Below are 13368 nucleotides of genomic sequence, written 5' to 3'. Positions count from 1 at the left end.
AGAAAGTTAATCTGTCCTTTTGTTATGCTCTAATAATTTGTTTAAGTAGTATTGATATTGTTGTTCAACTAAGCTGATTTTAAGAGGTAAAATTCCTGATATTTCAGCACAATATTTTTCAAAAGCATCTAAAATTGTGGCAATTTGTTTTTGCTTAAAGATATCCACAAAAGGTATTCTAATATTTTTCAATTTCCCTGTTGTAACAGTAGGTATTCCGCTGCCTTCTAAAACATATGATGGTACATTTTTCTTCAAATAGTGATAAAGGAATTTGAAATTTATTAAACCACTATTTTGTTCCACAACCCCACATAATTGTGTAGGAGTAAATTTTTCATTACGATAAAATACTTCTCCAGCATTTGCTCCATACATTGCAATTTTAATGTATTCGCCATCATGCGTGTATGAATTTAATCTTCCTATTTCACCATTGTTACTTGTTTGAGAAGAATATACTGGATATAAACCATTATTAATTAGTTCTTTCTTCACAATATATTCTCCAGAATTTACAAAGGCAAAATCAGATAACAATAAATAACTTTTTGAATAAATTAAGTTTAAATAGCAAAGCATCTCAAAAGCAATACTATTTAATGCTTGCGCAAGCTCTCTCTCTCTCTCTCTCTCTGGAGACACTTCAAGATTTCCTTGAGCAAAACTTAGAAGTTTATCACGATAATATGCGTATTGTTGTTCTCTTAGTTCAATTTCTTTTGGCAAGCCAGTTTTGAGAGTGTTGGTCAATTCCTGAAATAAATCAAGTATTTTCACTATTTTATTTTGTTGATATAAGGAAGGAATGTTTATTGAAATATTCGAGTAATTATTTATTCATTGTCTTTGAACATTTTCATTTTTTATATTAAGGTCTTTTAAGACATGATAAACATATTTTATATTGATTTCATTGTTTTTAGGTATTAAAATCTTGCAAGCAGAAGATCTTACCTTAAAAGGAAAATCTACAAATTTAATGGCACATGTAAAATCATCAAAGAGTATAATAGGTTCACTTGTGGAAGCGTTAAAAATATTATTGGTATCAGAAGAATATCCAAGTATAAAAATTTTACCTGGACTTAAAACAGGAGTTTTGCTTTTATCATTTGTTAGTTCGCTCTCAATTATAAAATCATTTGGTTGTATATAATCCAACAGTTCTTTTAATCTTCTTAGTTGTCTTTTTTCTATCTTTAAGTCAGGTTTAAAAACATATTCTATTAATTTAACTAGATCTTGCCAGTCTCTCTCTCTCTGGAGACACTTCAAGATTTCCTTGAGCAAAACTTAGAAGTTTATCACGATAATATGCGTATTGTTGTTCTCTGAGATTTAATTCCGAAGGAAGTCCAACATTAATATCTTGACATATTTTTTCGAAATTATCAAGAACATCTACAATTTTATTTTGAATTTTTATACTTGGTAGTTGAATCTTTAAATTTTCTACATCTTTAGCATATACACGAGGTATTGTACCTAGTGATTTTAATTTATAAATTTCCTCTTGATTTGATTTTAATCAGTAATAAAGATACTTTTGATTCAAAAGATTGCTCTTAGCTTCTAACGAAAAACAATCTTTTGCAAAGATTTTTGTACTTCAAAAATTTACAATTCCGGCATTAGCTCCAGATGAAGAAATTGTTATAAAATTTTCTTCTCTATTGTAAATATCAGTTTTTTGTTTTGATGTTTCTCCCCCTGAAACTACAGGATACAAATGTCCTTCTGGAGCTATCTTAGAAGTCTCATCTTTCCTAAATTCGACTAAATCTTTTAATTGGTATATATAATTTAATTTTTCTTCTGATAAAAGATAATTTCTATAGTAAGTATATTGTTCTTTTCTTGCCTTCAGCTCGGCCTTCAGCTCTGCTGAAAAAGTTGTAAATTTGTCAAGTATTTCAATAATTCTATCTTGTTCTTGTATTGAAGGAATCATAATTTCCATTTCTAATATATCAGACATATTAGGGTGTTTTATTCCTGATCCTCTATAAAAACTTGCGATAGTATTTATGTTGTTTTTTAAAAAGTAATACAAATACTTTGTTCTTAATGTTTCTTTATCTTTCACTACTGCAATTCTATTATCAGTAGTTACAAAAGCACCTTTGTAATATTGAACAATTGGATTTCCGCCTCATGGGATAGCTATTACTTCTTCATCAGAAACAAATTCATCAACTAAAGATCTATTTATAAAAATGTTGGATTCATAAGTTGTTAGAACTTTTACATTTTCTGATACATGAAAGAAATTAGGTGGTAAAAGAATTTACATCTTTAAGCAATAAAATTATACACCAGAAAATCAGCAAAAGTAAAAAAGTTCAAAAAAATATACGAAAATTAGCTTGCATACAAAATGTTATGCAAACCCCTTCTCGTGCGTGATCACACGCACCCGTATGCTTTTAAGCAAGAAAAAGTGCTGTCAAGTTTAACTTACCGTTAAAAGCACTTTCAAATTCATTTACTTATAGTAAATGGAACCTAAATTTTCTTGTATGCACGACAAAAAAATTTGTATGCAAAATTTGATTTTGTATGCATTTTTGTAAGCAAATGTATTTTTTTATTGCTTTAATATATGTAATATATTAGTTTCTTTGATTTTTTGCTTACAAAAACGGCCACCTTAACAAAATCAAAAAAAATTAGTGATTTAAAATAGCAAAAATTAAACATTTAAGATCAAAGTTTTTTAATAGAAATAACTCGTTTTTTAAATAAAAATCAAATTTTCGTTATTTTTAATGTTCATTAAAAGCAAGTTTTTAAAGCATTCATTACCATAAATTGCAAACTTTCTTTTACATATTTTTTTGACATAATGAGATATGAAAGCTTCTGTATGTGAACCAATATTGAATTCATTTTCGTAATTTACAATAGCTGTTTCATTGCTTTTAAGATACTTGTAAAAATCTTTAAGTTCTTGAATTTTTGTTGAAGATATTTGATCTTTTCGTTTTGCAAATTCTTCTTCTAATAGTGAAATAGCTTGTTGTCATTTTCCTTTTATTATCAATAACTTAGAAAATCTATACAAAGTTATTTTGTTTTGTTGTAAAAAATCAATAAATAAAGCTTTATTTTTAGTGTTGTATTTAGAAAAACCACATAGCATAAAGAGCTTTCTTGTTAAGTGAAAAAGATCTAAAATGTATGTTGAATTTAATAACTTAGCAAGACCTTTCATATATCTTGCTCCGTCTCCATAAAAGATAATTTGCTTGATTTGGTCTCCATAATGTTTGTAAATTAATGATCTAATTTTGAAGTAAAGTTCGTGTAAAGAGCTGTTATTTTTATCAACAATTGTGTCTTGAATAATAACAGTTTTATTAGTTAAATTATTAAACTCATCTTTCCCTGTATGACAAACAATTGTTCTTAATCTGTGTTTGACAATTTTGTTATTTTTGTCTCTAAAATAAGAAAATGTATCATCTACTTCAACATATAAAATGTTTTTATGAATAATATTTTCTGCTGTAAAATTCACTTTATTTTCAACTTTTCGTGAGTTTAAAATTGTTGAAACATACTGTCTAGTGATAGCTTTGTTTAAATGATTTTGAGCTATTGAGCGATTTGAAACACCATCAAGTTTAAGCATAAAGACTTTGTTTTCTAAGTCTTCACAAATGTTTTTATACTTTGGTATTTTAAAAACTGGGTTGTCAAAATAACGAATTTTTCTGTTTTTATCTCTATATTTAATCTTCTCTAAAAGCAATATACCATACGAAGTCTTAACTTTTCTAGTAATTCTTGAATGAATATTTCACCTTTTTTCTTTCCTTTCTTTTGAGAGTGAAAAAGCAATTTCTTCGTTATAAAACTCCTTTTGAATAAGGTTAACTATTAATTTATTTGGATCATTTTGCATATAAAAATTATAAAAAAAGAACTCAAAAGAGTTCTAATTATTACATTACAATTACTTGCTTTTCTTTTTTAGCATTATTTTTTGACTCTTCTTCAGAAGGTTCCAAAATCTCTGATCTGTATCTATTTTTTATGAGATCTCAATCATTTTTGTTATTGTGAATATATTCTAAAAATTCTTCATCACTCGCATTTTTTAAATCTTCAAAGATATATCACAGTGATTCATTGTAAGGAAAGGACTCCATATAATCAAGCATTTTATAAGCTTTGAAATTAAGAGTTGACAAAATAATTTTACTTTCTGGTTGCATAGTTTCTTTGTTGATTTCTACTTTTTGAAATGTTAAATCATAATCAATTGAATCTTGCGTAAAGTTATTGATTACCATTGACATTATTTGTTTTGCATCAAATAATGAAAGTGAATTGATCTCTTCATAATCTTTTTCACTGTAAAGTAAATCAAATTCTTCGGTATTCATTACCATAATATTTGATGTATCAACTCAGTCGTTATTAGTGTTATTTTTATTTTGTATTTCATATTCAAAAGGTAGTTGCTTTCTATCTTTTTTAGCTGAACGCATATTTAAATAAAAAGTATATTCTCCGTAATGAAATACAATTAACGGTCTACAATTATTTCAGTTTTTGTTATTAAAGTTATCATATTTTAGTATTTGATTACCGTATTTATCAAAAGAAATTGTATCTATACCTTTTGAAATCTTATTAAATTCTCTTTTTCACACCTTATTTATCATATTTTTTCTCCTTTATTACAAATAAATTATATTACTTAGGTTTAGTTCCGAATTTAGTTTTAATTGCTCATATAATAAATAAAACTAAAATTGTTGTTCCGCCGATTACTCCAAAACTTATTCCTACTTTTTCTTGTTGTGTTAGCGTTTCTTTTTTAGTGTTGTTCGGGTTTTCTGAGTTGTTGTTTTTATCTGTTTTTCTAACATCTACAAAACCATCTTCTCATTCATTTTTAGCGGTTTCTTCTTCATTTTTATTATCAAAATCACTATTTTTAGATTTATCAAGTTTGTCTTTTAACTCTTGTAATTGCTCTTTTGTATACTTATTTTTATCTTTGTTTAAAGTTAAATCTGTTTCATTTACACTTGTTAAATCATTTGTAATTTTAACTATTTTAGTTCCCTTTAAAATGTTATTTAAAGGTTTTAATTTTAAATTAATTGTGTTTATTTTATTTGGAGTGAGCAATTTTTCTAACTCTGATACATTTTCAAATGTTAAATAATCATTAAAATTTATTCTATAAGATCTAAGATCGTTATCAATGTTTTTTATAATCTCTGAGTAAAGTTCCTTAAATGTTGTGATTTGTTTTAGTTCAATATTTGATATTGAATAATTGATCAAATTAACATTAGAAGGTATAAAATTGTTCTTTACAGCATTAGTTAGTGATATTCTTCTTCTACCAACTAAATTGTTATTTGTTGTATTAATTGAGTTTAAATATAAATCAAAATAAATTGGATCTTTGAATGAGCTTACAACTTTAATTGCGTTTTTAACTACATTATCAAAGTTTTCAATATCAAAATCTACTTTGTATTTATATTGCTTGTTAATAGCATTTTCTATTGCTTTTAAAATAATATTTTTTGCTTTCAAAAAGTCTGTTTCTCCATTTAAATTTAAATTTGTTAAGTTAAAATTGCTAAAAATATTTATATATTTGTTTTCTAAATTTACAAAGATATCGTTTAAATCAACATAAATAAATTGCTTTTCTCTACTGATAAAATAGTTATTTTGATAACTTCTTTTAACATTAAATTCAAATCTTAAAACATTATTAAATGGTATTGTAATATCAAAGTTTACTTTATCTGAATCATTAAAATCTAACAAACGAACCCGATCAATATTTGCTACAACATCTTGAATATCAAAAGCAGTTTCAGTAATAGAACTTAAATAAGATCCATTAATAGAAGGAGTTATTTCTACTTTTTGTGTTGTATTTTCAAACTCAACATCTTCTTTTCATTTCACAGCAACATTTCAAACTGATTTTTTTATTGTGAAAAGAGAATTAAATGATTCTTCTTTAAAATAAAACGAATAAACTATTTCATTATTTTTACTTTCTACATCAAAATCAATTTTATCTTTTGCTTTTTCTGCAATTACAGCATATTGTTCTCAATGTTGTTTGTTGTATTTGCTAAAATCTTTTTCACTTATTGTTTTAGCAAATTCTTTTAATTGGTCTTCTTGAACAAACGGAGTGAGTGTTATTTTGTCTTTTGGTGAAATGATAGAATTATCGCTAATTTTTTTACCGTGAATATAAGAATTATCTTCTTCATTATCTTCATTTCCGTAAACAAATTTATATGTTGAAGAGACATAAATTTTTCAAAAATTAATTACTTCTTCATATTTTAATGAACTCAATTTTTGTTCTGAAACATAGTTATTATCAAGTAAAAATTTAGCTAAATTCTTACCGTGATATGAACTTCAAAATGGTATTACAGAAGGGTTTGAATAAACTTGCGAAAATAATGCAGAAGGTTCATTTTTACCAATTAAAAACAGTTTGTAAGTATCAATATTACCTTTATCTCTAATGGTATACATTCAAAGACCCGAACTTGAAAAATAATCGTTTTCATTTTTAGAGATGTTTATTTTATTACCGCTTGAAGAAGTGTTAGTGCTATTATCTATATTAGTATCAAAAGTGCTATCTTGTAAATTTGAACTAATAAAAAATCTTTTTGCTTGTTCAATTTCTGAATTTGAAGATACATTTATTCCTTTTCCAACAACTGATCCTTGTGCAATAAAACCAAGCTCTATATCAAATAAATCACCATTCAAAAGAGTTGGTCTTCCAAGAGCGTTTATATGTATAAAATTACCTTGTTTGTCTCTTGGATCTTGTAAAAAGCGTGTATCTTCGGGTAAGTTAAATTTAGAATAATTCACTCATAAAATTTCTTCTTTTGTTCCAGTTTTGGGGTTGATTAACGGATCGTATTTAGGGTTTGGTATTTTGTTGTTATTTTGATCTAATAAATATTCTCCGTTTTCTTTTTTTAAATATGGTTCAATTAACTCTCTTTGCTTTGGATCAATTTCAGGGTTTCAAGCGTATCATTTACCTTGCAAATCATTTCCAAGGGAGTTAATAATTAAAATAACTTTATAACGAGATATGACATTTTCATTGGTTTCGTTAACATTTGACTTGTCATATTTTAAAATTTCTATTTCATATTTATTTGTTTGTTCATTGTCGTTATCTTTATTTTTTGAACTATCTTTGTTTTGCTTGCTTGTGTTTCTTAAATCTTTTAAGTCATATTCAAACTTACGATCTAAAACATCAATTTTATTTGAATTAATGAGTAAAACTTCATCTTCTCTAAGAGTTGTTAAAAATCTAATTTTAGCGGGAGCGTGATAAATTCAAGTTCCCCCATATTCATTACTTAGTTCTTTATCATTATCAATTCTAATTGGTTTATCAACTACAAGTTTTCTGCTATAAGGTTGAGTAATATCAACGAATTTGCTTGGTATGATTCTTAATCTATTTGCTAAATTTTTATTAGCAAATTTATTAGTATTTTGAAAGTAGATATCAATATTATCTTTAAGTAATATTTTTTCTCACTTTTGAACTTGTGGGTTGTAAAATTCATATCAAAAACGGACTTTTTTATTATCAGAATAAATTTCATATTTTAACGATGCTCTATAAGCTTGTTCAAGCTGATTTTTATCTTCTAATGAGTAATACTTTTGGAAAAAATCACTGTTTTTTAGTTTGTTTTCAAAGTATTCTTTATTACTTTTATCATCGCTAGCAACTTTATTATCTGTTAGTCCATAAGTTGCTCCAACATCAGTTTGTATTGTTAATGATTTAAGATTTTTAAGATCAGAATTGTTAAAATCTCGCTCAACATTTTTCATATGTGAGATAAAATCTCCTGTTTGTTGAAATTTTTGTGAATGTTCATATTGAATTTCAATATTAGCTTTTACATTTTTAATTGTTGCTTTTCCGTTTCTTTGAAAAAATTCCCAATTATGTTTTAATAAAACATCTAAATCAAAGCTAATGCTCATATATTTTAATTTGACATCATTGATCATAGAAGGGTATTTTAAACTCGCATATTTTCTTTTATTGAGTTCGTTTTTAAGATTATTTATAAAACTTAAATCAAAAATGTCGGTTATGTCTTTTTCAGTATATGAAACTACATTATCATAAAAATCACTTTTAGCTATTAGAAACTTAATATTTTGAGTTTTTAATGTATTTATTCAATTTGAACTTCATTCTACATTAAATAAATCAATTATGATTTTTGCAACATTTTTGTAATTATTTTTTCAAGTTTTATCATCATCACTTGTAAAATAAAGAAGTTCAGGATCGTTAATAAGATTTTCTTCTTCTTGTGTTAAAAATTCTCCTTGATGAGCATATAAGTTAGAAAGCGGGTTTTCATAAGTAGAATTATTTATTATCGCTTTTGCACCTACCATAACATCTTTTACATTTGGGTATCAATTGATTTCTTTGTATATAATTTTAGAAAAACTTATTGTGTTAAGTGTTGTGCTTTCTTGATTTACTCTATTATAAATATCATTAAAGGTTAAATATTCACTATTATTGTTATTATTACTTGTAATAAAAGAAATAAGCGGTAATGCACCACCAGATACACCACCGACTAATAATAAAGATTTAATTCATTTTGTCTTTGTTTTCATAAAACTCCTTTAAAGCAAAGTTGTTATTTTGAGTATCTAAAACATCTTTATAAGTTTGATTTAATTTTTGATCAACTTGATTATCTTTTATAGTAATTACTTTTAGTTTTTCATTCAACTCCAAATACAAGTCGTTTCTAGCTTGTTTGAAAGCTAAATCATCAATATAAATTTCACTGTTTAAATCATCTAAATTTACATCATTTGGATCTATTTTGGTAAAAAGTATTTTCATAATTGCTGTTAATTTTTTGTTCAACAAATCAATTTGTTTATTTTGATGTTCGCTGTATGCTTTAATTTTGTCATTTAAAGGTTTTGTTTGCACATAAACTGCTTTTCTAAAATAGTAATGCATACGCTCTTTAATTGAATCTAAATAAACATTTTCTTGCTCTCTTTTAATATAAGAAATTATAATGTCATTTAAAACAGTATTTAAGCTTTCACCGCTCCTTTGAACTTTGTTTTTAAAATTATTAAATAAATTTGCATCTTCAATTGATCTAAATCTTCCACTGTATCTGATACTTATTTCTTTTTGTTGTTTGTGTTTTTTAAGAACACTTCTTATTTCATTAGTAGTTGCTTTTATATTAGTCATAAATTCTTAGATCTCCTTTGTCAAAAAATAGTCGTTTCTCTTCTTGATTATAATAAGCATCAAACGCAATTTTTTCGCTACTATCAACAATTAAAATACCTTGTCCCACCGATGCAAATGCTAAAAAGTTTTGTTCAAGTTCTGATAAACCACCAGAGTTTTTAAATAATTTATTAATTTCATTAATAGTTTCAGATTTACATTTTAGCAATACTGAATATTGACAGTTTTCCAAGATAGCTTGACCCTTTTGAATGATATTTTGAGTTTTAGTAAAATCTTGTGGGTTTTGGGTTGTTATGATAGTTCCGCAATTAAACTTCCTTCCTTCTTTAACAGTTGTAAAAATAAAATCTAGTGTTGATTCGTTTCGCTCATCAATAAACATATGAGCTTCATCAATTAAAATTCAAATCTTAGAATTATCTTTGTTTTCACGGTTTGATATTAAACCTTGAATAAATGAAATAATTAAATAAAACGCACCATTAAATAACTCAGAACTAGATTTCATTAAAGCAGAAGTATCAAAAATAATTGCATTAGAACTTAAATCAACATTGGTTGTTTTGTTATACAAATGATGATATTGTCCTTTTTCTTGAAAGTCAACTTTTAAGTGTTTTAATACTTTTGATATTTCAGGACTTGGTTCTTCTTGTTCAAGTTCATTAATGAGATCGCTCATAATTGGGTATTGATCATTGCTCAAAGTGCTTAAATCTTGATCAATGTCTTTAAAGTGTTTTTCTCAAACTTTTCTAATAGCACTTCTTAGTAAAATAATATGGTCTTCATTAAAATGCGGGTAAATAATCTTAAATCATTTCATTAAAGCATTTTCATTTAAAGTGAGCAATTCGCTGTTGCGTGTTAAGATGCTTAATGAAGAATCAGGGTTGAAAATTTTTCTAATTTGTAAAGGGTTAAATGCAACATCAGCATTTGTTCCTAAATTAATTTTGACAGCTCCAAGTTGCATTAAACTTTTAGAATATTCGCTCTGTGGATCTAACACAATAACTTTGTCTTTTTTAGCAATTTTAGGAGCAATTAGCTTTTTAGCAAATGTGCTTTTTCCACTACCGCTTGTTCCTAAAATAAACATATTAAAGTTATTTCTTCTTCCGTTATTTATTCCTTGATCAAAGAAAATTGGACTGTTCCCGTTGTAATTTGAATTACCAATTATTGAAAAGAACTTATCATTAAAATATTGATTATGAAACACCCAAGCAAACCCAATGTTAGTTGAAAGTTGTTCAGTATATTCTTTGAGCATATCTGTATTTTTAAATAACATAGCTGAATATGCATCAAATTGTCTGTATTTTAAGTTGTTTACAACTCCTTTTCAAGATTTTATATTTTCTTCATTTTCTTTTTGTTGTGCTTTTAAATCTTCTAAATTAAAAGCTCTGTTTACTAAAATAAATGAACTTTCAAAGAGTTGATCTTCACCAGACACAAGCGATTCGCTAAGCTCATTTAAAGCATCTTGATCTTTTGTAATTTTTCTCTTCTTGTATCTATTTTGAACTTCTTCTTTTATTTCTTCAAGGTTTTGTTCTGCTCTATTTAATATTCTCTCTTTGTGTTTTTCTGAAACTGGGTTTAAACTTCAAATAATCATTGAGTTTGATTTAAAAGTGTCAATAATTCAACTTTGTTTGAGTCTTAAAGGGTATTCACTAATGGTTTGTATTGAATTAAAGACATTATCAGTTTTAAAGTAATTTTTCTTAAAGAGAACTTTATCAAAAGCAAAAATTTCATTTAAGTTGTTCTTGTCTAACATATCTATCAATTCTTCTTCGCTAAATTCATTTCCGAAACGATAAACTTTATTTAACATTTTCAAAAAGTCTAATTTATTAAGCATCTTTGAAAAGATTTCAGTTTGAAAAAGTCTTGCTTGTAAATTTTTTATACCGTGATAAAGTTCATTTTTGTTGCTTGATACCATCACGACATAATATTTATCTACTTTTTCATAAGTATCAAGAGTTTCTAAATCGCTTTTTCAAGCGTTTTTTAGTGCTTGCATATTTTCATCAACTTTGAGTGTTTCAAGCGATTTAATATTTTCTTCAAGTGAAACAAATTCTGGTATCTTTACAATAAATATCTTGTCATTTAAGTTAGCAAAAGCTTGTGTTAGTTTTTGATAATATACTTCTTGTTCTTCAAATTTATTAATAGTAATATCTTTCCCGAAGACTTCTAATGCAAGAGCATATGAAGTGTTGTCTTTACTTAAAGAAAGCTTTAAAAAATTATCTTCAAAATTCTTTAAGTTAAGTAGAGTTTTAGTATTAAAGTTTCCTAATTTATTTTTAGTAAACAATTTTTGTCTGAGTAAATGAACTAGCATTCTATAAATTACTAAATAAATTCTGGTTTTGTGTTTTGGTTCTTTTAGTATTAACAAACCACCCAAAGAAACAATTATAACTCCTACAACAAGTTTAGTTATTAGACTTCCGATTTGATGAACAGCAAAAACTGTTATTAAAATTACAGATATTAAAATTGTTATATCAATAACATTAAGTCCCCTTAAAGAAAATTGTTTATATTTTCTTAACTTATTTGTTTGTAATTTCATTTATTTTCCTTTATTTTGTAAGCTTGATTTGTAATTGTTTTTAAGCTCGTATTTTGCTTTGTCTCTTGCATCAATTTCATTCATTTTACTTTGAGCTTTTGTAATGATGCTGTTTTTTTGATCTTCAGTAATTTTGTTTTTAGCAAATTGTTTTTCAGCACGAGCTATTTTATGTTCGTTTCAAGCATATTGTTGAGATCTTAAATAATCTTCACCTTTACCGATTAAACCCCCACGCACTTTATATTGATGCGATGGTATATTGTTTTCTTTAATGTTTGCTTTGTGTTGTGCAAGTTGTTGTTTGTATTGTAATTTTGAGATATTACCGCTTTGAAGATTTGCTTTTAAAATACCTTTTCCTACATCAACACCAAACGCACCTACTTTTAATGCAGTAGCACCTTTTGCTAAACCACCTACTGCTCCGTGAGCTAGTCCTACAGCAGTTCCAGCACTACTTGCAACTTGAATACCAGTTCTGAACATATCTTTTGCAATTCTAAACCCAGATTTGACAGACTGTCTTTGTCCAAAAAGATCGCTAATATCTCCAATTAAAAGTTCAATTCCACCAAGTGATCCAAGCAGTAAAATAATTTTTAAAGCTCCACCTAAGATTAAACTATCTTCTGTGAAGATATCAACACGGTTCATAAAACCTATAAACAAAATAAAGATATTTAATGCAAGCATATATGAAACAATTGTTGTAAGTTTTGAATAAAACATAACTTTTCATTTGTTATACACCGCATCTTCATCATATAAACGAAAGACATTTACAAGCGGGTATATAAAGAATAAAGCACTTGCACTCATTATTTGCGAAACAAGAGAACTTGCAATTGATATAACTTGAAAAAGCATCATACAACCTACAACTGCAACAATAATTACAACAACAATAGAAGGTTGCTCTGAAACTGGGAAAGAATAACGATAATTATTTTGAGCTATTGTATTTCAAGTTTCTTCGCTAATATCGCTTGGTTTAAGTGATACAAAAGTATTTTTAGCAAAATCAAACCCATTTTGTGCATTTGTTCCAAAAAATGCTATTTGCAATAATTCTTGAAGTAAAGATAAAAAGAACATCACAAAAAACGCAAATAAAGGGTATAGTATAAATGAACCTAGCACAGGTAATATTTTTCTTGCTGTTTGTGAGATTTTTTTATCTACATCTTTTCCTTTTAAATAATGTTTAGTCAAACCAAAAATTGCTAAAAAAGCAAAAGATAATAAAGCAATTAGAAAAATTAAATAATATACACGATTAACTTGTAAAACTCCGTTTTCATATGCATTTTCACCATATAAAAAACTAATTAATAATTGAATTCCGATCTTTTGAAAAATCACAGATATTCAAGACAAAATGTTGTATGGTATAGTAATAAATATGTCTCATAAAATAGCTAGCAAAGGGTATAAAATCAAGTTAAATATAAACATA

General features: G+C 26.2%; 8 protein-coding genes. All 8 read right to left on the bottom strand.

Translation table 4 applies throughout. The features are described from left to right. Window positions 1–6: 6 nt before the first annotated feature. Window positions 7–1278 (bottom strand): restriction endonuclease subunit S, encoded by a 1272-nt coding sequence (locus EXC45_RS00120; RefSeq protein WP_129693724.1) that lies wholly within the window; start codon window positions 1276–1278, stop codon window positions 7–9. Continuing rightward, complete coding sequence (locus tag EXC45_RS00115; RefSeq protein WP_223213884.1) at window positions 1235–2143, bottom strand: restriction endonuclease subunit S; 909 nt, start codon at window positions 2141–2143, stop codon at window positions 1235–1237. Before EXC45_RS00115 ends, EXC45_RS00120 begins: the two co-directional genes overlap by 44 nt. Window positions 2144–2740: 597 nt before the next feature. Further along, window positions 2741–3910: an Mbov_0401 family ICE element transposase-like protein gene (locus EXC45_RS00110; RefSeq protein ID WP_129693723.1), complete on the bottom strand. Its 1170-nt coding sequence runs from the start codon at window positions 3908–3910 to the stop codon at window positions 2741–2743. Between the two features lie 40 nt (window positions 3911–3950). Further along, window positions 3951–4676 carry an Mbov_0400 family ICE element protein gene (locus EXC45_RS00105; RefSeq protein ID WP_036435223.1) on the bottom strand — a complete coding sequence of 242 codons (726 nt, stop codon included), beginning with the start codon at window positions 4674–4676 and terminating at the stop codon, window positions 3951–3953. A gap of 31 nt (window positions 4677–4707) precedes the next feature. Then, complete coding sequence (locus EXC45_RS00100; RefSeq protein WP_129693722.1) at window positions 4708–8697, bottom strand: Mbov_0399 family ICE element protein; 3990 nt, start codon at window positions 8695–8697, stop codon at window positions 4708–4710. Then, window positions 8672–9301 carry an Mbov_0398 family ICE element protein gene (locus EXC45_RS00095; protein ID WP_129693721.1) on the bottom strand — a complete coding sequence of 210 codons (630 nt, stop codon included), beginning with the start codon at window positions 9299–9301 and terminating at the stop codon, window positions 8672–8674. The genes EXC45_RS00100 and EXC45_RS00095 overlap by 26 nt, the downstream gene beginning before the upstream one ends. Further along, window positions 9294–11909: an Mbov_0397 family ICE element conjugal transfer ATPase gene (locus tag EXC45_RS00090; RefSeq protein ID WP_129693720.1), complete on the bottom strand. Its 2616-nt coding sequence runs from the start codon at window positions 11907–11909 to the stop codon at window positions 9294–9296. The genes EXC45_RS00095 and EXC45_RS00090 overlap by 8 nt, the downstream gene beginning before the upstream one ends. After that, window positions 11910–13367, bottom strand: a complete 1458-nt coding sequence (locus EXC45_RS00085) for an Mbov_0396 family ICE element transmembrane protein (RefSeq protein ID WP_129693719.1) — start codon at window positions 13365–13367, stop codon at window positions 11910–11912. Window position 13368 lies beyond the last annotated feature (1 nt).

The organism is Mycoplasmopsis columboralis (assembly GCF_900660675.1).
In the GTDB taxonomy this organism is placed as follows: Bacteria; Bacillota_I; Bacilli_A; order Mycoplasmatales; family Metamycoplasmataceae; genus Mycoplasmopsis; species Mycoplasmopsis columboralis.
This window is presented reverse-complemented; position numbering and strand designations above follow the sequence as displayed.